Source organism: Ferrovibrio sp., from assembly GCF_029255545.1.
In the GTDB taxonomy this organism is placed as follows: Bacteria; Pseudomonadota; Alphaproteobacteria; order Ferrovibrionales; family Ferrovibrionaceae; genus Ferrovibrio.
This window is the reverse complement of sequence record NZ_JANLJJ010000091.1, coordinates 1-21992: the sequence shown is the minus strand read 5'-3', so window position 1 is coordinate 21992 and position 21992 is coordinate 1. Positions and strand designations below refer to the sequence as shown.

The following is a 21992-nucleotide window of genomic DNA, read 5'->3' as shown; positions in this document are numbered from 1 at the left end:
CGGCCCGGCGGGCCGCAATCTGCAAGGCTGCGGGCCGCAACCCGAGCCGCCCTGCGGCGGCTCCGGGTTGCGGGTTACGCTCAGCTCTTGACCAGCGGGCACTTGCCTTCGGCCAGCGGACGGAAGGCTTCCGCCGCCGGGATGGTCTTCTTCACCGTCATGTAATCCCAGGGCTTCTTCGAATCGCCCGGCTTCTTCACCTCGACGAGGTACATGTCGTGGATGTGGCGGCCATCCACGCGAACGCTGCCCTTGCCGAACAGCTTATCCTCGCTCGGCATTTCCTTCATCTTGGCCACCACCTTGGCGCCGTCGGCATCGCTCTTCAGCGCTTCCACGGCCTTCAGATAGTGGATCACCGAGGAGTAGATGCCGGCATGTACCATGGTCGGGTACTTGCCGCCGTTGGCCGCGGAGAAGTCCTTGGCGAAGGCACGGTTGTTGTCGTTGGCATCCCAATACCAGGCGGTGGTGAAGTTCAGGCCCTGAGCAGTCTTGAGGCCCAGCGCATGGATGTCGGTGTCGAACATCAGCATGCCCGCAAGCTTCTGGCCGCCCTCGACGATGCCGAATTCAGCCGCCTGCTTGATCGAGTTGATGGTGTCGCCGCCGGCATTGGCCAGGGCGATGATCTGCGCCTTCGAGCCCTGGGCCTGCAGCAGGAACGACGAGAAGTCGGTGCCCGGGAAGGGGTGGCGGACGGCGCCGACCACCTTGCCGCCATTGGCCTCGACCACGGCCTTGGTGTCGCGCTCCAGCGCATGGCCGAAGGCATAATCGGCGGTCAGGAAGAACCAGCTCTTGCCGCCGGTCTGCACGATCGCCTTGCCGGTGCCGTTGGCCAGCGCCCAGGTGTCGTAGGTCCAGTGCACGGTGTTGGGCGTGCAGGCCGGTCCGGTCAGGTCGGCGGTTGCCGCGCCGGAGACCAGGAACACCTTGTTCTTTTCCTTGACGATCTGGTTGACGGCCAGCGCCACCGACGAGGTCGGCACGTCGACCACGACATCAACCTTGTCGACATCCAGCCACTGGCGGACAACGTTGGAGCCGATATCGGGCTTGTTCTGATGATCAGCGAAAACCACTTCCACCTTCATGCCCTTGGCGGCGGCACCGTAATCCTCGACCGCCTTCTTGGCCGCCCAGGTGCCGCCCGGGCCGGACACGTCGGCATACAGGCCCGACTGGTCGTTCATCACGCCGATCTTGATCACGCCGTCAGACATCTGGGCATTGGCTGCCCCGGCCGCCAGCACGGCCGCCGTCGTCACAAACAAATGCTTGAATCGCATGGTCGCTTCCTCCTGGTTGAACTTATACCCCGAGATATGACTCGAGTTTCTGGGTATTGGCGGCGATCTGATCGTTCGCAATCATGTCGATCACCTTGCCGTGCTCGACCACGTAATGGCGGTCGGCAACGGTACTGGCGAAACGGAAATTCTGCTCCACCAGTAAAACGGTATAGCCCTTGGATTTCAGCAGCCGAATCATGGCTCCGATCTGCTGCACGATCACCGGCGCCAGACCCTCGGTCGGCTCGTCCAGCAGCAGAAAATTCGCACCCGTGCGCAGGATGCGGCCAATGGCCAGCATCTGCTGCTCACCGCCCGACAGTTTCGTGCCCTGGCTTTTCAGGCGTTCCTTCAGGTTGGGGAAGATCTGATAGATATCATCCAGGCTCATGCCGCCCGGCCGCACTGCCGGCGGCAGGGTGAGATTCTCATAGACATTGAGGCTGGAGAAAATGCCGCGCTCTTCCGGGCAGAAAGCCAGGCCGCGCCGGGCGATCTTGTTGGAGGGGAGAGCGATCAGTTCCTCACCCTCGAACAATACCGAACCCTTGCGGCTCGGGATCATGCCCATGACGGCCTTCATCGTCGTGGTTTTGCCGGCACCGTTGCGGCCCAGCAGGGTCACCACTTCGCCCTTGTTTACCTCGAACTGCATGCCGTGCAGGATGTGGCTTTCGCCATACCAGGCATTCAGGTCGCGGACGGCCAGTTCACTCGCGCCATTATGCATGGCCGGTCCCCATATACGCCTCGATCACTTCCGGATTGCGCGACACCGTCTCGTAATTGCCTTCCGCCAGCACTTCGCCACGCCGCAGCACCGTGATGGTGTCAGACAGTTTGGCTACCACGCTCAGGTTATGCTCCACCATCAGCACGGTGCGATTGGCCGAAACCCGCTTGATCAGGTCGGAAATCTTTTCGATGTCTTCATGGCCCATGCCAGCCATCGGCTCGTCGAGCAGCATCATTTCCGGCTCCAGCGCCAGGGTCGTGGCGATCTCAAGCGCGCGCTTGCGGCCGTATGGCAGCTCGACGGCGGTATGCTTGCGGTATTCGATCAGGCCCACGTCCTGCAGCAGCTCTTCCGCGCGGGCATTCAGGTCATTCAGGCTGTTTTCCGAGCGCCAGAAATGGAACGAAGTGCCTAGCGGCCGCTGCAATGCGATCCGCACGTTTTCGAGCAGGCTTAAATGCGGGAACACCGCCGAAATCTGGAACGAGCGGACCATGCCGCTGCGGGCGATGGCAGCCGGATTGTGGCCGGTGATGTCGCGGCCGTTATAGGTGATCCTGCCACGGCTGGGGATCAGGAACTTGGTCAGCAGGTTGAAACAGGTTGTCTTGCCGGCGCCATTGGGGCCGATCAGCGCGTGGATGCTGTGCCTGCGGATTTTGAGATTGACATTTTTGACGGCGACAAAGCCGGCGAATTCCTTCGTCAGGCCTTCAGTCGCAAGAATATATTCTTCGGCCATGTCCGGACGCTTGTTGTTTGCTCCCTGGCGCCGGTATTCCGGACGCGGTGCAAATCAAACGGGATTCGACCGGACTTGTAAATAGTCCTGCACTGACAACATTTTGAAGTCGAATTAACGAAATTAATGCCTAACTTGGTGGCATTTCGGCTCCAGATGCGGTCTCGGCTGCGGCCCGGGCCTTGCGCCGGGCCAGCTGGTGCTCGCGATAGGATATATAAGTGGCGCTCGCAAAAATGACGGTGCCGCCCAGCCAGGTCCACAGATCGGGGGTCTGGCCGAATATCAGGAAGCCGATGGCCGACGCCCAGATCAGCTTGGTGAAGTCCAAAGGCATCAATACGGTGGTATCGGCGTGCCGGAAGGCTTCGGTGAAAAGCATGTGGCCGGCCGAACCGCAGGCGCCAAGCAGCAATAGCCAGCCGAGCTGCTCCCAGGTAGGCCATTGCCAGACGAACAGGGCGGCCACCAGGGTGATCGGCATCAGGAACACCGTCATATAGGTGGCGATGGTCAGGCTGGAATCGGTGCGGGCCAGAATCTTGATGTCGATCATCGAGCCGGCCCACAGCACGGTCGAGCCCAGCACCAGCAGCGGCCCCAGCCCAATCGGCACCATACCGGGGCGCAGCACGACCAGCGCGCCGATGAAGCCGATCACCAGGGCGGCGATACGCCGGGCATGCAGGGTTTCGCCCAGCACCACAACCGCGCCGATGGTCATGAACAGTGGCGCGGTGTAGGACAACGCGGTGGCCTCTGCCAGCGGCGTGATGGCCAGCGCGGTGAAGAACATCATCATCGAGGTGCTGTTGAGCACGCCGCGCACCGCATGCAGATGCAGTTTGGTGGTGCGGAATGCGGTGAACCGGCTGCGGGCGATGGCGGGAAACAGCACCAGGAAGCCAAACAGATTGCGGAAAAACGCCACTTCCACCGGCGGCAGGCCTTGCGACACCTTGGCGACCAAGGCATGCATGATGACGAAGCAGAGGGAAGATCCCGCCATCATCGCCATCGCTTTCAGCAGCGTCGAGGAACTGGAATCGGCGGCGGCGGGGAGGGGAATTTCTGACATTGCTCTGGAATGGCTCTAAAGCGTTAACATTTCAGGTTGCTGGACTCGCGAACATTGCAAAAATTGCAACTCACCCATGCGCTGCCCATCGAGGCCGTACTGCCGGCGATCTCTGCCGCCCTGGCGCAGTCGACCAATCTGGTGGTGCAGGCGCCGCCGGGGTCAGGCAAGACCACGCTGCTGCCTCTTGCCCTGCTGGACGAGCCATGGGCCGGGCAGGGCCGCATCATCGTGCTGGAGCCGCGCCGGCTGGCGGCAAGGCTGGCAGCGCGGCGCATGGCCAGTCTGCTTGGCGAAACCGTGGGGGAAACCGTCGGGTATCGCGTGCGGCTGGACAGCAAGGTTGGTCCTAGGACGCGCATCGAACTGAATACTGATGGCGTTTTCCTGCGCCGGCTGCAGCGCGATCCTGAGTTGAAGGGCATCACGGCTGTCCTGTTCGATGAATGCCATGAACGTGGCTTGGAATCCGATGTGGCCCTGGCTCTGTGTCTGGAGGCGCAGGGCGCGCTGCGGCCGGATCTGAAGCTGATTGCCATGTCGGCCACGCTGGATGCCGCGCCATTTGCCCGTTTGATGGGCAAATGCCCGGTTGTCACCGGGGAGGGGCAAAGCTATCCGGTTGAAACGCGCTGGCGGCCAACCCCGCCACAGGGCCGGCTGGAACCGGCCATGGCCGACGCCGTGCGTGCCGCCCTGGATGAAACCGAAGGCGATATCCTCGTCTTCCTGCCTGGCACGGCGGAGATTCGCCGGGTGGAAAACCTGCTGGCCGAGGCGCGGCTGCCGGTGCAGACCACAGTGATGCCGCTTTATGGCGATCTGGCCGGCGAACAGCAGGATGCGGCGCTGCAGCCGAGCCCGCCCGGCTGGCGCAAGGTGGTGCTGTCGACCTCGATTGCGGAAAGCTCGCTCACCATCGAAGGCGTGCGCGTGGTGATCGACAGCGGTTACATGCGCCAGCCGCGGTTTTCCCCGGCCACCGGCATGGCGAAGCTGGAAACCCTGCGCGTCAGCCAGGCCTCCGCCGACCAGCGCCGTGGCCGCGCCGGGCGCCTTGGCCCGGGCATCTGTTATCGCCTGTGGGGGGAGGCCGCCCATGGCGGCCTGGCCAAGTTCACCGCGCCGGAAATCGCGGTCACCGATCTCACGCCGCTGGCGCTCGATCTGGCGATGTGGGGCGTACGCGATGCGAAGACCCTGCCCTGGCTCGATCCGCCGCCCGATGCTGCCATGGCCTATGCGCAGGAACTACTGCGCGAGCTGGGGGCGATCGACAAATCCGGTTCGATCACCGCCCACGGCAAGGCCATGGCCGAGCTGCCACTGCATCCTCGGCTGTCTCATATGGTGATCCGCGGCAAGGACCGTGAGCTTGGTGGCCTGGCCTGCGCGCTGGCGGCTCTGCTCGGCGAGCGCGACATTGCGCGGGCAGCCAAGGGCGTGCCACGCGATGCCGATCTGCGCTGGCGCCTCGAAATCGTTGCCGGCGAGAGCGAGAGAGACGCGGCCCCGCACGGCCTGCGCGTCGACATGAATGCCGTGCGGCAGATCCGACGCCTGGCTTCCGACTGGCGCCGGCAGATTGGTGTCCCGCCGCATAAAGGATCGGTCGAGGATGCCGGCCAGCTTGTGGCGCTGGCCTATCCTGACCGCGTGGCCAAGAAACGCGGCGGCGCGGCGGGCAGTTTCCTGCTCAGCGGCGGCCGCGGCGCGAGACTGGATCCGCTCGACCCGCTTAGTGGTGGAACCTATCTCGCCATTGCCGAGGTGGATGGCGCCCAGGCCGATGCGCGCGTTTTCCTGGCCGCTCCGATTGCTGAAAATGAGATCGAGGGTGTGTTCGGCGATCTGATCGAGACGACAGACACGGTGGAATGGGACGAGCGCAGCCAGACAGTGGCCGCCCGACGGCAGAAACGTCTGGGGGCGCTGGTGCTGCGCGAACAGCCGCTGAAGGATCCGCCACAGGATGCGATCCGGGATGCGCTCATCCGCGCGATCCGTAAAACCGGTCTGGATGTGCTGCCATGGACGCCGGCCCTGCGGCAATGGCAGGCCCGTATTGCCCTGCTGCGCCGGCACCTGCCGACAGCGGCCGACTGGCCTGATATGAACGACGCTGCATTGCTGGAGCGCTTTGAGCAATGGTTGGCTCCCTATCTCGATGGCGTGACCAAATTTTCACAATTGGCCGGGATCGATCTGCATGCGGCCCTGACGCATCAGCTCGACTATGCGCAGCAGAAGGTGCTCGAAACCGAAGCTCCCACCCATTGGCGGGTCCCCACGGGTTCGAACATCCCGCTCGATTACACCCAGGGTGACGTGCCGGTCTTAGCCGTCCGGCTGCAAGAGATGTTCGGGCATGCCGATACTCCCGCGATCGCCGGTGGGCGGGTGAAACTTGTGTTGCATCTGCTGTCACCCGCGCGGCGTCCGTTGCAGGTGACCAGCGATCTCGCGGGATTCTGGCAGACGAGTTATCGCGCTGTGCGGGCAGAAATGCGCGGGCAGTACCCCAAGCATGACTGGCCGGAGAATCCCCTGGCGGCGCAGCCGACCAGCAGGGCCAAGCCACGCCCGAAACCCTAAGCTGACTCTTGTTGCAACCGCGAAGGCTCCGTAGGATCGCGGCATGATATCTGAACGGCGCGCGGATGTGCGGATACTATATGGCGACCCCGCATTGGGCACCCGGCGGCTGTACCGTCAGGCCCTGGTGGGGTCTGGTTATAACCACCTGCGCGAATTCGAGAGCCTGGAAGGCTTCGCCGACCTGCTCCATGTGGCCCAGCCCGACCTGGTTTTCATGGCTGTCGAGATGCCGGGCGGCGACCCCATCGCGCTGACCAGCGATCTGCGGCATGGCAGGCTTGGGATCAATCCCTATCTGCCGGTGATCCTTACCACTTGGGAGCCGCAGCAATCCACGGTTCGCCGGATCATCGATTCCGGCGCTGACGACCTGCTGGTCAAACCGCTTTCGACCCGGTCCCTGCTGGAGCGGGTGGAGGCCGTTGGTCTGAACCGCAAGCCGTTTGTCGTTACCTCGGACTATATCGGCCCAGATCGTCGGCGCAGCGATGCGCGCGGCAACAGCACGGTACAACTGATCCATGTACCGAATCCGATGCGAGCCAAACTGGCAGGCGAGCAGATCGATCCGCATGGACTGCAGCATGAGATCATGGTGGCGAATGAGGAGATCAATCGCCAGCGTTTGCGCGCATCGGCTTTTCGCATCGCCTTCGTTGCCGAACAGATCGTGCCGATCTATCGCTCTGGCTTGTCGCCGGATGAGGGCAGTCTGGCCATGCTGAACGATCTGATTGCCTCCACCGAAGATATCCAGCGTCGCGTTGCCAATACCGAATTTGCCCATGTAGGCCAGATCTGTGACCGGCTGTTGCAGGCAGCGCGGCAAATCGCCGAACAGGGCGCGAGCTTTATCTATACGCCGGACTGGCAGAAGCCGCTGGATCTCATGAAGACGCTGGGCGAGGCCGTGCTGGCGTTTTTCAATCCCGATCGCGATGCCTCGGCGCTGGCTGGCGAAGTGGCCGAAGCGATCGACCGGTTTCGCGCCCGCAAGGCGGCGCAGACTGCGGGCGAAATTCCGGCCTGACTGTCAGCGCAGCATCTCGTCAGGACGCAGCACGAAACCGGCCATCAGGCGGTCGACCGGTGCGAAATCATCGGTCAATATCGGCAGGTCTGCGGCAGCAATACGCGTGTCGAGGTCGTTCTGCGGCCAGCGTAGCCAGGTGCGGCGGAATGGTTCGATCGCGCGCAGCACGGCCGCGTCGCTCGCCTCACGCAGGCCCAGCACCACGAAGGTGACCCGGCCACCGCGCCGGCGGCTTTCATCGTCGAGCCAAACCTCGACGACAGGGAAGTCGCGTTGCATTGTTTTGACCAGCGCGAAGGTGAAACGCGGATTCTCGCTCTGGTCGATCACGTTGATCGCATAAGCCCCGCGCGGCGCCAGCCGACGCAGCAGCAGCTGATGGAATTCACGCGTCACCAGATGCGGCGGGATGGCGTAATCATGGAAGGCATCGCCCAGGATCAGGTCGAAACGCCGGTCCTCAGGCAGGATGTCCAGCGTACGCCGCGCATCGGCATGGCGGATATCCAGCGCCGATGCGGTGGGATCGAGCCACATGGCCTTTGCGGCCATGGCGGTGACGACGGGGTCGATCTCGGCCACCGTCAGTTTCGCCTCGGGAAATCTTGCGGCCCAGGCCCTCGGCAAAGTGAAGGCGCCGCCGCCGATGAAATAGGCCTGCGGTGCGCGGCCCTGCAGCAGGCGTTCGGTGCGCAGGGCGACGAAATGCAGATAGGGGCTGTAGAGCAGGCCGGGATCGTCGCGGTCGTTGATGCTGTGCGCCAGGTGGTCCAGCACCATGGCGGCCGATGGCCGGCCGCTCTGGGGCGCAAAATCGACGATGCGGATGCAGTAATAATCGCTTTCCCGCTCGCATGGCGCAGCAAAGCCCGGCAACTGCGCCAGTCCGAAACTGCCGAGCAGCACCAGGGTGGCCAGCGGCAGGGTGATCTTCACCTTGCCGGCGCCAGTCCAGAACAGGATGGCAAACAACAGATACAATGCGGTCACCGCCAGCAAGGTGCCGGTCGAGCCGATCCAGGAGATGAACACATAGCCGGCGCTGAGCGTGCCGAGGATGCTGCCGGCGGCGCCCAGCGCGAACATGCGGCCGATGATGGGGCCCTGGTGATGTGGCGCGTCGTCGATCGCCAGCTTGGTCAGCACCGGCGAGACGATGCCGACGAACAGGCTGGGCAGCAGGAAGACGCCGGCGGCCAGCAGAGTGATCAACAGCAGCGGGGGCGTGTCACTGCCGCCGAGCAGGGCGGCCAGCCCCTTCAGCAATGGCGCGGCACCGCCGGCCGTCAGGCCGGCCAGCAGCAGGGCGATGGCGATGCCGCGCAGGGCGGTCTGATGCGCGACCTGTGGCGCCGCCAGCCGGCCGCCGATCCAGTGGCCGACCGAAAGTCCGGCCAGCACCACGGCGATGATGGCTGTCCAGGTGTAGAGCGACATGCCGACATAGGGCGCCAGCATGCGCCCGGCGACGATCTCGACGATCAGCGCGGCGGCCGAAGTGAGGAAAAGGGTGAGGCCGTAACCGGCCTGTCGCGTCAGGGTCACGCCGCCAGTCTAGTTGATCGGCGTGCCGGCGGCGATGGCCTTGGCCAACTCGGCTTCATGCTGTCGGGCATAGGCGGGGAACTCGCCCTTCTCGTAGGCGCGCTCGGCCACATAGCGGAACATGGCCAGGAAGGTCGGCGGCGGCAGCAGGCCACGCATGCGGGCCGAAGCAGCGTCTTTCACCGAGACAGCCCCGGCTGCCGGCGGCAGGAAGAACAGCGTCGGCGTGGTGGTCACCGCCCATTTGCGGGCCATGTCCTTCTCGGGCAGGACCTTGCCGTCCAGGTCGGTGATCTCGCGACCGCCGAACAGGTTGACCTGGATCATCTCGAAATGCTTGCGGATATAGCCACTGATCACCGGGCTGGCGAGATGCTTCTCATGCATCTCGGCGCAGTAGATGCAGCCGCGTTGTTCGAAGCTCAGCACGACGCGCTTGCCCTTGGCGGCGGCGTCCTCAATGTCCTGCTTGAGGTCGAGGAAGCTCTCCAGCCACCAGTCCTCCACATGCAGGCCGTCGTCGTTCAGTTTGGTGGCGCGGGCCGGGCCAGGCAGCAGCGCCGGAGCGATGCCGGCGGCGAGAGCAGAGCGGAGCAGGGTGCGACGGGTCAGCATGACGGGCCTCCGGATCACGGATGCAGGTAAATCCAGCCACGCAGGCCGCGCTCGACGATCTCGGGCAGGCCATTGGGCACCACGGCGATATCGGGCAGCAGGTCGGCTTGGGTTTTCTTCAGGGTTTCCAGTGTAGCGCCGCAGGCCACGAATTCGACCTCCAGGTCCTGCAGGGCGGCAATGCGCTGCGCCACCGGGCTCTGGCCTTTCAGCACCGCGACGATGCCCGGACCATAGGCCACCACCGCCAGCTTTACCTGGGTGGCATCGTAATACTTCTGGATATTGACGATGTTGCTGATCACCGCGTTGATCCGTTTCGGATCATCTTCCGACAGGCTGAGCACGATCTTGCGCGGATTGTCGATGCTGGGCTGCGGGTCGGCGAATTTCTGCGCCACCGCCATGCCCGGCATCGCGGATAAGCCTGCCGCCGGCAGAGCGGCCAGCAGCAGGCTGCGTCGGCTCCACATGCTCAGTCGCCGGTTTTCTGGGTCGGCGTCACGCCCAGCCGGGCGGCCAGATCGCTGGTGATTTTCGGCGGAGCCTTGCGGCAATTGGTCATGCATGTGTCGGGCTTCACATCGGGTCGGGGATCGCCGCCGGCGATGAAACCGTCGCGGTTCGGCAGCTTGATCTGACGCAGGCCGGCGGCATCGAGGTCCTTGTCAGCGGGCCACAGGTCGGCCTGGTTCAGCAGCCAGGCCACGATGGAATAGACTTCATCCGGAGACAAGCTCTGTGGCGCGCCAAACGGCATGGCGCGGCGGATATAATCGAACACGCCGGGGCCGTGCGGCCAGTAGCTGTCGACGGTCTTGCGCGGGTCTTCCGATTTCAGCGTGCCCCGGCCGCCGACCAGTTCTGGATAGCGCCCGGCACCCTCGGCGAATTCGCCATGGCAGGCGGCGCATTGCGCCATATACAGCTCCTCGCCGGCGGCGACCGTCCCCTTGCCGGGCGGCAGGCCGGCGCCGTCGGGGCCACGCACATCGATATCCCAGCCGGCGACCTGCTCCTTGGTGGCAGGCTTGCCGAAGCCGAAAGGCTTGGGTGGCGCCTTGTCCTGCGCCAGGACGGGCAGGGCAATGCTGCAGACGAAAACGAGAGAGAGCAGCTTAAGCGACTTGGACATTCTGCACCTCGCCGGTCGGCAGCACACGCCAGGTATGGACCGAATTCTTGTGGTAGATCGAATTGAGGCCGCGCGCCTTGCGCAGCGCCTCGATGGTGGGCTGCACATAACCGCTTTCGTCCATTGCGCGGCTCTGCAGCAGCATCGGTCGCCCGTCCCATTGCAGCGGCAGGCGGAAACGCGTCAGGCTCTTGGAGAAGACCGGCGACTGCAGTTCGGCGGTTTTCCAGTTCATGCCGCCATCGATACTGACATCCACCTTTTTGATCTTGCCATAGCCTGACCAGGCGATGCCGCGAATCTCGTAGAAACCCTTGCCGAATTTCATCGGCTTTTCTGGGCAGGGTGAGGTGATCACCGAATTGGCTTCCTGCACGAAGGTGAACTGCCGTGCTTTGCCGTCCGGCATCAGGTCGGTGTATTTCGAGGTCTCTTCGCGGTGATGCCAGGGCTGGTCACCGACCTTGATGCGGCGCAGCCATTTGACATTCACGTTGCCTTCCCAGCCCGGTACCAGCAGGCGCAGCGGATAGCCGTTCTCCGGCCGGATGCGCTCGCCGTTCTGCGAATAGGCGACGATAATGTCGTCCATCGCCTTGTCCAGCGGGATGCTGCGCGTCATCGCGGCGGCATCGGCGCCTTCAGCCAGCAGCCATTTCGCTGCCTTCTGGACGCCCACTTCGGCCAGCAGGGTAGACAGCTTGACGCCGGTCCATTCGCAGCAATGCACCATGCCATGGCTGAACTGCACGCCGGCCATCTGCGCGCCTTTCCATTCCATGCCGCCATTGGCCGGGCATTCCAGGAAGTGGATGCGGCTGACCGAGGGGAAGCGCATCAGTTCATCCATAGTGAAGATCAGCGGCCGGTCGACCAGGCCGTGGATCATCAGGCGATGCTGCTCAGGGTCGATCTCGGGCACGCCACCGTGATGGCGCTCGAAGCACAGGCCGCTCGGCGTGATGATGCCGTCCAGCTCGTGGATCGGGGTGAAATTGATCGACGATTCTTCCGTGGCGGTGAGCCAGCCGACATTGCGGCGGATCACGTTCTTCTCATAGGACGATGGCGAGCCATAGGGATTGGCGGTGACGCCGGAGCCCAGCGTCTTCATCCATTCCGGCACATTCGGCGGCAGGTTGTCCTCGCCAGCCGCCATCGCCTCGCCTACGCCAGCGCCGGCCAGTAGGGTAAAACCGCCAGCGGCTACGGATTTCTTCAGGAAGCTGCGCCGTGAAGGCTTGTCTTTCGTCTCGGTCATTGTCGTTTCCTCCTCCGGGGTCCGTTCAGCCGGCAATACCGCGCTGATCGGCGCCGACAACTTTCACGCTGCGGTTTTCAGGAATCTTCACCGTCTTTTGCGTGGCGATGTATTTGCCGACCAGATCGTAGATCGGCGGTCCTTCGGTCCCCTCGTTGATCGAGGCCCAGCCGGCCACGGCATAGGATTTGGCCGGATCGATCGGCTGGCCGGTCCGCAGCAGCGTCATGTTCGAGATGCGCTGGCCGATCGGCTTGGCGATATCGATGGTGTAGGCCAGCCCGCCAACCCGCACCATGTCGCCGCCCTGCTGGTAATAGGGATCCGGGTTAAACAGGTTGTCCGCGACGTCCTCCAGTACGGTCTTGAGGAATTCGCCGGTCATCTGGTTGCGATAGACATTCGGATAGGTAATCGCGGTCTGCGAATAGAGGATGTCGCCGGTGATATCCTGGCCGGGCAGCAGGGTCGCGCCCCAGCGGAAGCCGGGCGACAGCGCGATTTCCGCCTCACGCTCGGCGATCATCGCCTGGCAGATCAGGTCGTCGAAGGTGCCATTGAAATTGCCGCGACGGTATAGCAGCGAGTCGGCGCGGCCATAAACCTTGTCGAGCACCGCCCTGTGTGGCGCGCGTACCTCATCGACCAGTTTCGCCATCGCCGGGTCAGGCGCAATGGCATCGGAGAAGACCGGAATCAGACGGAAGCGGTAATCGGTGACGCGCTTGTCCTTCACCTGCAAATCGAGGCGGGCGAGGAACTTGCCATGGCTGCCCGGCGCGATCAGCAGGGTGTTGCCGACCTTCACCGGCGCGGGGATGGCGTCATGGGTGTGGCCGGTAAGGATGACGTCAATGCCCTTGACCCGGGCCGCAAGCTTGCGGTCGACATCGAAACCATTATGGCTGAGCAGCACGACGAGCTCGGCGCCTTGGGCGCGCGCCGCCTCGACATGCTCCTGCACCTTTTCCTCTTCGATGCCGAACGACCAGTCCGGGATCATATAGCGCGGGTTGGCAATCGGCGTGTAGGGGAAGGCCTGGCCGATCACGGCGATCTTGACCCCGCCGCGCTCGAACATCTTGATCGCGTCGAATACCGCGTCACCGAAGCTGTTGTCCTTCACGTTGCCGCACAGGAACGGGATTTTCATCCCTTCGGCCAGCTCTTTCACGCGCTCGGCGCCGTAGGTGAATTCCCAATGCGCCGTCATGGCATCGACGCCCAGGGCCTCCATCACCTTCACCATGTCGGCGCCCTTGGTCGCCAGCGAGGTGTAGCTGCCCTGCCAGGTATCGCCGCCATCCAGCAGCAGCGTGTTGTTCGGCCGTTCGGCGCGGATTGCCTTGATCAGCGTGGCCATATGAGCCACGCCGCCCAACCGGCCATAGTCCTTGGCCAGCTGCACGAAATCGGGATAGGCCAGCGCATGAGCTTCCGGCGTGCCGGCCTTGATGCCGTATTGATCCAGCAGGTATTTGCCGACCAGGTGCGGCGGCAGGCCAAGTGCTTCGCCAACGCCGATATTCACGCTTGGCTCACGGAAATACAGCGGAACCAGCTGGGCGTGAATATCGGTGAAATGCAGCAGCGTGACCTGGCCGACCGGCTGGAAGCGCAACAGATCGGCCTGATTGATCTTCTGCGTGGCGGCAGCGGCGCCGACGCGCATACCGCTGCCAAGCAGAACGGCAGCGGCGGCGGACGCCTGGAGGATATCGCGGCGGCTCAACATGGGGGCTCTCTGTTCCTCTTTATAGCAGCTGAATTTTTCAGCAGTTTTTTTATGTACAAAATACGCAAACGGCCACTCCGAAACCGGAGTGGCCGTGACGACTTAGCGGCGGACGCTGGGAGCTTCGGACTTCAGCCCGTTGCCGCGCCAGGCGACGTAGAGTTCAAGGTTTGTGTATTCGTCGGAACCGCGCGGATAGGGCTCGGCGCGGACTTCCTGATTGCAGCCTTCGAAGCGGCGATGCAGCGATCCGAAAGACTGCCATTTCAGGCGATAGGTCGGATACCCGTTCGACTGGCCCTGGCTCAGATTCTCGACGCCGATATTCATGCCGGGATTCTGTTCATGGCATTGCGCGCAGGCGATATCCATCTGGCCGCGTCGGGTATAGTAGAATTTCTTGCCCTCCTCGAAGAAGGGGGCTGCCGGACCATCGACCTTCACGCTGATCGGCAGGCCACGCGACTGATGCTCGACATAGGCGGTCAGGCCGAGCAGGGGCTTGGATTCCCATTTCAGCTCTGGCGCCTTCATATGCTCGGTGCGGCAAAGATTGATGCGGTGCTCGATATTGGCCAGCTTACCGCGCTTGGGCTCGAATTTCGGATAGCTGACGGCGACGCCCTTCATGCTTTTCGCCGCATCCTGGTGGCAGGAGGCACAGGACTTTCCGGCGGCGCCTTCCACCTTGCTCCATTCTTCCTCGCCATCCTGTACGGCCAGCATACCGGGATTCTCGAAGTCGTCGTCCTGCATCGCCTGGGTCTCGGGCGAGGCGAAAACATAGCCCGACATCTTCTCGCCGGCCATGAAGGCCTTGTATTTCGGGTTGGCGCGGTATTGCGCCAGCGGATCGCCGGAATCGGCCATCGCGGCCGATTTCGACTTGTCACCATCGCAGGCGGCCAGGCTGCCAAGTACAGCCAACGCCGCTGCGGCGGTGAGCAGGGGGGAGCGCAGGCGGGGCATGCGCGGCACCTCAGGCCACCGTAATGGCTTGCGTCGCCTTGTAGACGCTGCCGTCGTCATCCGTCCACGTGAAATCCAGATTGCCGCTGGCGCTGCATTTCAGAAAGAACGACAGGTACGGGTTCGCCGAGATCGAGGGCTCCAGCTTGGCCTCGAAAACCGGCTTGCCGTTGAAGGCAACCGTCATCTTGTTGATGATCTTGCGCGGGATGATTTTACCTTGCGAATCCTTGCGCTGGCCGGATTCCATCGGATGCGAGATCAGCGTCTTGATCTCGATGATCTCATCCTTCTTGGCGGTCTGCGGTACGCGGATACGCGGTTTGATGTCTGCAGCCATGGTTCGATCCTTTCCTGTGTCTCTGCCTGCCCGTTGCGCGACCGATCAGCCGCCGCAGCCGCCGATGGTGACCTTGACCTCGCGGGCCGCGGTCCAGGCGCTGCCGTCGCTCATCACCGCGACCGCAATGACATTCTGGGTTTCCGCCATGCGCATGCGGAACTGCACTTCCGCCTTGCCATTGGCCGGGGTCAGCATGAAGCTGGCGACGCCCGGCTGCGGGTTCTTGTCGGACACGACATGGATTTCCTTCACGTAGTCCTTGTCGGTCATCGGGCTTTCGACCGAGATGGTGACCGGCACGGTGTTGCCATTCTCGGCGATTTCCTGAGTCTTGATCTGCACCTTGCCGGCTTTCGGCGCGGCCTTGACCAGATCGCCAAGCATCTTCTTGGCGCTTTCCGGCGTTGCCTCGGCGCTGAGCGGGACCAGGGTGACGACGACGCTGCCAAGCCCGAGGGCGGCGACGGCCTGGCGGCGGCTGAGGCCGCGGCGGTTGAGGGATTGAGACGATGCGGTCATGTCGGGCGCTCCTGTTCCAGATCCGGGGATGTTTATTTCAGCGTCGAAAGATAGGCGACCAGGTCTTCGACCTGCTCGGCGCTCAGCATCGGCTTGCCCTGGGCTTTTTTGTCGACGCGGTTGAGGCCGGTCACGCGGTAATAGGCCGGCATGATGGTCTCTTCGTTGAGCAGCTTGGGATTAACGATCCGCATGCGGATTTCGGCCGCTGTCAGGCGTCCGCCCACCTCGGTCAGGTCGGGGCCGACATTGCCGATGCGGAAGGCGACCTCGGGGATCGGCATCTTGTGGCAGATCACGCAGTTGCCCTGACCGCTGGTGGTGGCGATCTGCCGGCCCTTGGCCGGATCGCCGGGCTTGCCGGTCAGCGATTTCTCAATGGCGTAATCCTTCACCGCATAGGGGGTGAGGTTGGCATCGCGGATTTCCTGGGCGAACGAAACGGTCGCGGCCAGCATGGCGGCGGTGCCGGCAAGGCAAGCTGTAAGTAGGCGCATCTGGCGCATCATTCCTCCCGATCGTTCTCTGCCGGTCATCCGGTCAGGCCAGCCTGCAAGGCTGAAGGTTATCGTGTCCATAACAAACTCATTCCACATTTTGCAAGTGGTGTTTTGTCGCATCGCGTTAACCGCAATTTCCCGATGTTTTTCCATTGCCCTGCGATTGCTCGAGTAGAGCCTCAACCTTGGGATAAAAGAAATCCGCACCGGGATAGCCTACGAGTCGACCGATCTCGTGCCCACACGTCATCAGAACGAAGGTCGGCGTATAGCGGATGCCCAGCCGGGGCAGGTCGGCCGGCCAGTCCCTGTCAAGGTCGACGCGCCGCAGCGGCGCCTGCCGGCCTTCTTCGGACTTGTCGTAGCCCGGGCCGACTTCGCGATGCCAGGCCTTGCACCAGGAACAATCCTGGCGCTCGAACATGACAAGCTCCCGGGGCTGGGCATGGGCCGGCAGGGCCGCCCATAATCCAATCATTATAACACATATGAATTGTGCAACTTTAAAAAATATCATAGATTGATGTTATTTTATGGTCCGCCTGCGATCAATAGCCGGGCCTGCACAGGGAGAAAAACGCATGTCGCATAACCGTCGCCGGATGTTGGGGCTGAGCCTGGTCGCTTTGTTGTCTCTGACAGGGCTGGTCCGTGCCGAGCCGATACGGCTGGTGCAGGAAGGACGTGGGCTGGACGGCGAACTGAAGCTGGCCGGCGGCAAGGCGCTGCGCGACGGCGTCATGGTGCTGGTGCATGGCACGCTGGCGCATAACCGCATGGAGATCATGCAAGCGCTGCAGGAGACGCTGGCGGAACGCGGGCTTTCCACCGTGGCGGTGACGCTGTCGCTGGGCGTTTCCGACCGCAAGGGCATGTATGATTGCGCCGTGCCGCATCGCCACGGCAATGCCCAGGCCGCGGCCGAGATCGCCGCCTGGATCGACTGGGCCGGCAAGGCGGGCGCGGCGAAGATCGGCCTGCTCGGACATTCGCGCGGCGGCGCCCAGGTTGCCTGGTACGCCGCGCAAGCGGGAGAAAAGCTGCCGACGGCATTGCAGAAGATTGTGCTGGCAGCGCCGGCAACCTTTGACCGTGCCGCCGCGCCAGCCGAATACAAGGTGCGCTTCGGCGGCGATTTCAACGCGATTGCCGCAAAGGCTGAAGCACTGGTTTCTGCCGGCAAGGGCGCTGAGCTGCTGACCGGCACGGATTTCCTGTACTGTCCGAAAACCAGCGTGGCGGCCGCGACCTTCCTCGATTACCATAGCGGCGATGGCCGCAACGATACGCCGAGCCAGTTGGCCCGTATCAATCGCCCCGTGCTGCTGGCAATCGCCGGTGCCGATGAGGTGGTGAAGGATCTGCCGCAGAAACTGCAGTCAGCAAAGCGCGCAGAAAAAATCCGCACCATCACGATCGATGGCGCGGATCATTTCTTCAAGGATCTCTACGGCGAGGATCTCGCCGACGCAATCGCCAAATTCTGGGCTGAATAGCCTCTATTTGCCGGTCAGCATGGCCTGCAGGCCGGTGGCATCCATCACCTGGAAGCCGCCCTCCCAGATCATGCGCAGCGCCACATAGCCGATGATCAGCAGGCCGATATAGGCGATCCAGTGATAGCGGTCGAGCAGGCGGGCAATGAACTTCGAGGCGATCGCCATCAGGGCGATGGAGAGCACCAGGCCGAAGGCGAGGATATAGGGATGCTCGCGGGCAGCGCCGGCGACGGCCAGCACGTTGTCCAGCGACATCGACAGGTCGGCGATGATGATCTGCATCACGGCTTCGCGCTGCGTCTTCGGCGCCGGCTTGCCGGTGTCGCCGTCTTCGCCGCCGGCTTCCCCCTTGGCCTGCGCGCGCAGTTCGCGCCACATCTTCCAGGCTACCCAGAGCAGCAGGATGCCGCCGGCCAGGGTCAGGCCGATGATCTGCAGCAACTGCACGGCGATGCCGGCAAACAGGATGCGCAGCACGGTGGCGGCCAGGATGCCGTAAACGATGATCTTGTTGCGCTGCTGCGGCGCCAGGCCGGCCACGGCCATGCCGATGACGATGGCATTGTCACCCGACAGGATGACGTCGATCATGATGACTTGCAGGAACGCGCTGATATGGGAAGCGCTGATCGTATAGCCGAGCAGGGTAAGGTCCATCGAACTGCCTTGCGTTATGCGACTGGGGAGGTCGCTGAAAAAAGCCACCGCACTCTAGGGTAAAGCCCGGTCATCCTCAAATGTCGGCCTGGGCCAGGCGACTACCACCTGTGAAATATCCATGTCGGCGGTGATCGCGGCTTGGCGCCAGCGGTCCGCTTTGTTACCTATGTCGACCCCGCTTTTCCAGCCTTCGAGCATGACCGAAAACGCACCTCTGTTCACTCTTGTTCCCGGCGCCACGCCGTTACTGATCAATGTGCCGCATGCCGGCCTGGGGCTTGGCCCCGGCCTGCCGGAGCGCCTGACCGACACGGCCCGGCGCCTGACCGACACCGACTGGCATGTCGAGAAGCTGTATGCCTTTGCCACCGAACTCGGCGCCGGCCTGATGGTGGCGACCCATTCGCGTTATGTCGTTGACCTCAACCGCGATCCGGAAGGGCGCGCATTATACCCCGGCGCGGACAATACCGAACTCTGCCCGACCCGCGATTTCGATGGCCGGCTGCTCTATCGCGATGGGGACGGGCCTGATGCTGCCGAAGTGGCGGCCCGGGCGAACCGCTATTGGCACCCCTATCACCGCCGCCTGTCGGCCGAGCTTGAGGCTGTTCGCGCCCGCCACGGCTTTGCCGTTCTGCTCGATGGCCACAGCATTGCCGCCGAAGTGCCGCGTTTCTTTGCCGGTCGGCTGCCCGACCTTAATCTCGGCACCAATGACGGCGCCAGCTGTGCGGCCGGCCTGGCGGATCGTGCCTGTGACGTACTCAGTGCTGCCAAGGGCTTCACCCATGTGTATAACGGTCGCTTCAAGGGCGGCTATATCACCCGTCACTATGGTCGCCCGGCCGACGGCATCCATGCGCTGCAACTCGAAATCGCCCGCGACTGTTATATGGATGAGGGACGGCTGGAGCATTGGGATGCCGGCCGCGCCGCGCCGTTGATGGCCATACTGCGCAAACTGGTCGAAACGCTGCTGCACTGGCAGCCGGCAGACCGGGGCTGACGGACGGCAGCGGATAAGGGGCAGGATATGACCGAGCCAGCGAAAAGCCCTCAACCCGCCGCGGGAAATACGGTGGCCCGGTTCCCTGTCACCCGCTGGTTCGCCCTGTTCGTGCTGCTCGGCCTGCCGCAGGCCGCCATCATTCTACTGGCACGCCTGGCCGGTGCGCTGAGCGATGTCTCCGCCTGGATGATTATCGGCGCGTTGCTGGCGGTGTCGGCCCTGTTCGCTGCGTGGCATACCCATGCCGCCTGGCGGGTGCTGCGCCGCACCGACGAGATTCTGGGTGGCGCGCCGCGCCAGAGCGGCGAATGGGATGCGCTCACCATGATCGGCGAACTGGGCGCCACGGTGGAACGTCTGCGCCAGACCCTGCTGGACGAGCAGGGGCAGGTTGCGCTGCACAGCACCACCGCCGACGCCATTCTCAACGCGCTGCCAGATCCGGTTTTGCTGCTGGATGACGGGCGCAATATCGCGCGGGCGAATTTCGCCGCCCGCAAATTCTTTGGTAACGACATCATCGGGAACGACCTGGCGGTGGCGATGCGCCATCCGGCCGTGCTGGATGCCGCCGATGCGGTGCTGCGCGGCGAGACCGGCATGGCCTCGGCCGACCTGACCCTGCCGGTGCCCGATGGCCGCAGTTTCAGCCTGCGCGTGGTTGCCCTGCCGGCCAGCAGCGAAGGCTCGGCGGCGGTGTTGGCGCTACATGACCTTACCGCCTTGCGCAAGGCCGAGAAGATGCGCGCCGATTTCGTCGCCAATGCCAGCCACGAACTGCGTACGCCGCTGGCCTCGCTGGTCGGTTTTATCGAAACCCTGCTGGGCCCGGCACGCGATGACGAGGCGGCGCGGATCCGCTTTCTCGGCATTATGCGCGACCAGGCGGCGCGCATGGCCCGGCTGATCCAGGATCTGCTGTCGCTGTCGCAGATCGAGATGCGCGAACATGACCGGCCGTCGGAAACCATCGCCCTGGCGCCTTTGCTGCGCGATGCCGCCGCCGCCCTGGAGCCGCAGGCCAGGGCCAAGCAGATGCCGATCCGGCTGGTCCTGGACGAGAGCCTGCCGCCGGTGCGCGGCGCCCGCGACGAACTGATGCAGGTGTTCCAGAACCTGATCGACAACGCGATCAAATACGGCCGTGCCGAAACCCCGGTCGAAATCGCCCTGCGCGCGGTCGAGGCCGACTGGCTGGAGGTTGGGGTGCGCGATCACGGCGAGGGTATTCCCCGCGAGCATTTGCCGCGCCTGACCGAGCGGTTCTACCGGGTCGATTCGGCCCGCAGCCGCGACCTCGGGGGCACCGGCCTGGGCCTGGCGATCGTCAAGCACATCATCAACCGTCATCGCGGCCGGCTTGTCATCGAATCGGAATTGGGCGAGGGCAGCAGTTTTATGGTGCGACTGCCCCTGCCAGCCCGCTCCGGACTGCCGGCCGGACCGCCTGTGTCATAATCAGGCGCTGTCATAAAAGCTGCGGCTCGATCTATAATGCATAGATCTATTTTTTAAATCATAAACGAATCATAAGAATTATTTCAGTAATTATAGTTATCAAGTAGATTTAATAAGTAAATTTCTCATGTGAATGGTGAAGCAAAAAATAATGAATTCGAAATTATCCACATTATTTATTTTGAGGTATATTTTTTATTATAGTAAAAATCCGCATAAAGAATAATTATATACTTTCGAGTATTTTATGAATCTTGCAGGGGGCGGGCAATGATTCTTGCAACTGTCATATTCCTGCAAACTATCCGTCATATGCCCTCTCTATACCTGCCGGCGCGTCAGATCACCTGACCGACGTCTATACGTTTCAAGCAGAGGGAGAGACCCGTGCTCAAGTTCAAGCCAATCCTGCTCAAGGCTGCCGTTGTCGCGTTCGCGACCACGCTCGGTCTTGGTGCCGCCCAGGCCGCCGATATTTCGGGCGCCGGCGCGACCTTCCCGTATCCGATCTACTCGAAGTGGGCGGATGCCTATAAGAAAGAGACCGGCATCGGCCTGAACTACCAGTCAATCGGGTCCGGCGGCGGCATCAAGCAGATCAAGGCCAAGACCGTCACCTTTGGCGCCTCCGACATGCCGCTGAAGCCGAAGGATCTCGACGAAGCTGGCCTGATCCAGTTCCCCATGATCATGGGCGGCGTGGTCCCGGTGGCGAACGTCAAGGGCATCAAGCCGGGTGAATTGGTGATCGATGGTCCGACCCTTGCCAAGATGTTCATGGGCGAGATCAAGACCTGGAACGATCCGGCGATCAAGAAGCTGAATCCGAGCGCCAATCTGCCGGCCACCGCCATTGCCGTGGTGCATCGTTCGGACGGGTCGGGCACCACGTTCCTGTTCACTGACTATCTGTCGAAGGTCAGTGCCGACTGGAAGTCCAAGGTTGGTGCCAGCACGGCCGTGCAGTGGCCGACCGGCATCGGCGCCAAGGGCAATGAGGGCGTCGCCAACATGTCGGGCCAGACCGACGGTGCGATCGGTTATGTCGAGTATGCCTATGCCAAACAGAACAAACTGACCCACCTGCGCATGGTCAACAAGGCGGGCAAGGCGGTTCAGCCGGAATCGGATAGCTTCAAGGCTGCCGCCGCCAATGCGGATTGGGCTGGCACGCCGGGCTTCGAGGTCATCCTGACCGAGGAGCCGGGCGACAAGAGCTGGCCGATTACCGGCGCCAGCTTCATCCTGATGTACAAGAA

22 protein-coding genes are annotated in these 21992 nt (G+C 62.9%); 6 read left to right on the top strand and 16 right to left on the bottom strand.

The window, feature by feature from the left end; genetic code table 11:
* Positions 1-80: 80 nt before the first annotated feature.
* From Q1J79_RS17475 to Q1J79_RS17460, 4 genes are all read right to left on the bottom strand, one after another.
* The gene (locus Q1J79_RS17475) at positions 81-1292 is read right to left on the bottom strand and encodes an ABC transporter substrate-binding protein (protein WP_300302900.1); all 1212 of its coding nucleotides are present in this window, start codon (positions 1290-1292) and stop codon (positions 81-83) included.
* 22 nt (positions 1293-1314) lie between these two features.
* Positions 1315-2025: an ABC transporter ATP-binding protein gene (locus Q1J79_RS17470; RefSeq protein WP_300302898.1), complete on the bottom strand. Its 711-nt coding sequence runs from the start codon at positions 2023-2025 to the stop codon at positions 1315-1317.
* The gene (locus Q1J79_RS17465) at positions 2018-2773 is read right to left on the bottom strand and encodes an ABC transporter ATP-binding protein (protein ID WP_300302896.1); all 756 of its coding nucleotides are present in this window, start codon (positions 2771-2773) and stop codon (positions 2018-2020) included. The genes Q1J79_RS17470 and Q1J79_RS17465 overlap by 8 nt, the downstream gene beginning before the upstream one ends.
* A 130-nt stretch (positions 2774-2903) precedes the next feature.
* Complete coding sequence (locus tag Q1J79_RS17460) at positions 2904-3851, bottom strand: DMT family transporter (RefSeq protein WP_300302894.1); 948 nt, start codon at positions 3849-3851, stop codon at positions 2904-2906.
* 63 nt (positions 3852-3914) lie between these two features.
* On the opposite strand from Q1J79_RS17460, the gene hrpB reads away from it, so the two are divergent.
* Together hrpB and Q1J79_RS17450 are read left to right on the top strand one after the other, a co-directional pair.
* Positions 3915-6446, top strand: coding sequence for an ATP-dependent helicase HrpB (gene hrpB / locus Q1J79_RS17455; RefSeq protein WP_300302892.1), 2532 nt, complete (start codon positions 3915-3917; stop codon positions 6444-6446).
* Positions 6447-6489: 43 nt separating this feature from the next.
* Complete coding sequence (locus Q1J79_RS17450; RefSeq protein WP_300302890.1) at positions 6490-7479, top strand: response regulator; 990 nt, start codon at positions 6490-6492, stop codon at positions 7477-7479.
* A gap of 3 nt (positions 7480-7482) precedes the next feature.
* On the opposite strand, the gene Q1J79_RS17445 is transcribed toward Q1J79_RS17450, so the two are convergent.
* The 11 genes from Q1J79_RS17445 to Q1J79_RS17395 form a co-directional block, all read right to left on the bottom strand.
* Entirely contained in the window at positions 7483-9027 is a 1545-nt protein-coding gene (locus Q1J79_RS17445) for a fused MFS/spermidine synthase (RefSeq protein ID WP_300302888.1), read from the bottom strand.
* A gap of 9 nt (positions 9028-9036) precedes the next feature.
* Positions 9037-9642, bottom strand: coding sequence for a thioredoxin family protein (locus Q1J79_RS17440; protein WP_300302886.1), 606 nt, complete (start codon positions 9640-9642; stop codon positions 9037-9039).
* Positions 9643-9656: 14 nt separating this feature from the next.
* Positions 9657-10115 carry a DsrE family protein gene (locus Q1J79_RS17435; protein ID WP_300302884.1) on the bottom strand — a complete coding sequence of 153 codons (459 nt, stop codon included), beginning with the start codon at positions 10113-10115 and terminating at the stop codon, positions 9657-9659.
* Between the two features lie 2 nt (positions 10116-10117).
* Positions 10118-10777 (bottom strand): cytochrome c, encoded by a 660-nt coding sequence (locus Q1J79_RS17430; RefSeq protein ID WP_300302882.1) that lies wholly within the window; start codon positions 10775-10777, stop codon positions 10118-10120.
* Positions 10761-12038, bottom strand: a complete 1278-nt coding sequence (gene soxC / locus Q1J79_RS17425; RefSeq protein WP_300302880.1) for a sulfite dehydrogenase — start codon at positions 12036-12038, stop codon at positions 10761-10763. The genes Q1J79_RS17430 and soxC overlap by 17 nt, the downstream gene beginning before the upstream one ends.
* A gap of 25 nt (positions 12039-12063) precedes the next feature.
* Entirely contained in the window at positions 12064-13773 is a 1710-nt protein-coding gene (soxB, locus tag Q1J79_RS17420; protein WP_300302878.1) for a thiosulfohydrolase SoxB, read from the bottom strand.
* 102 nt (positions 13774-13875) lie between these two features.
* Positions 13876-14742 carry a sulfur oxidation c-type cytochrome SoxA gene (gene soxA, locus Q1J79_RS17415; RefSeq protein WP_300302876.1) on the bottom strand — a complete coding sequence of 289 codons (867 nt, stop codon included), beginning with the start codon at positions 14740-14742 and terminating at the stop codon, positions 13876-13878.
* Between the two features lie 10 nt (positions 14743-14752).
* Positions 14753-15082, bottom strand: a complete 330-nt coding sequence (soxZ, locus tag Q1J79_RS17410; RefSeq protein WP_300302874.1) for a thiosulfate oxidation carrier complex protein SoxZ — start codon at positions 15080-15082, stop codon at positions 14753-14755.
* 45 nt (positions 15083-15127) lie between these two features.
* A complete protein-coding gene (gene soxY, locus Q1J79_RS17405; protein ID WP_300302872.1) occupies positions 15128-15604 on the bottom strand; it encodes a thiosulfate oxidation carrier protein SoxY in 477 nt (158 codons plus the stop codon).
* 32 nt (positions 15605-15636) lie between these two features.
* Positions 15637-16101, bottom strand: a complete 465-nt coding sequence (soxX, locus tag Q1J79_RS17400) for a sulfur oxidation c-type cytochrome SoxX (protein WP_300302870.1) — start codon at positions 16099-16101, stop codon at positions 15637-15639.
* A gap of 127 nt (positions 16102-16228) precedes the next feature.
* Positions 16229-16528, bottom strand: coding sequence for a thioredoxin family protein (locus Q1J79_RS17395; RefSeq protein ID WP_300302868.1), 300 nt, complete (start codon positions 16526-16528; stop codon positions 16229-16231).
* A gap of 157 nt (positions 16529-16685) precedes the next feature.
* Between Q1J79_RS17395 and Q1J79_RS17390 the strand changes: the two genes are divergently transcribed.
* Complete coding sequence (locus tag Q1J79_RS17390) at positions 16686-17600, top strand: alpha/beta fold hydrolase (RefSeq protein WP_300302866.1); 915 nt, start codon at positions 16686-16688, stop codon at positions 17598-17600.
* A 3-nt stretch (positions 17601-17603) separates the two neighbouring features.
* On the opposite strand, the gene Q1J79_RS17385 is transcribed toward Q1J79_RS17390, so the two are convergent.
* Positions 17604-18260 (bottom strand): TerC family protein, encoded by a 657-nt coding sequence (locus Q1J79_RS17385; RefSeq protein WP_300302864.1) that lies wholly within the window; start codon positions 18258-18260, stop codon positions 17604-17606.
* A gap of 199 nt (positions 18261-18459) precedes the next feature.
* Here Q1J79_RS17385 and hutG point away from each other — a divergent pair, with 199 nt between their 5' ends.
* The 3 genes from hutG to pstS form a co-directional block, all read left to right on the top strand.
* Entirely contained in the window at positions 18460-19272 is an 813-nt protein-coding gene (hutG, locus tag Q1J79_RS17380; protein ID WP_300302862.1) for an N-formylglutamate deformylase, read from the top strand.
* A gap of 72 nt (positions 19273-19344) precedes the next feature.
* Positions 19345-20733, top strand: a complete 1389-nt coding sequence (locus Q1J79_RS17375) for an ATP-binding protein (RefSeq protein WP_300302860.1) — start codon at positions 19345-19347, stop codon at positions 20731-20733.
* A 387-nt stretch (positions 20734-21120) separates the two neighbouring features.
* On the top strand, positions 21121-21992 hold an 872-nt coding region (pstS, locus tag Q1J79_RS17370; protein ID WP_300302858.1), incomplete at its 3' end, for a phosphate ABC transporter substrate-binding protein PstS.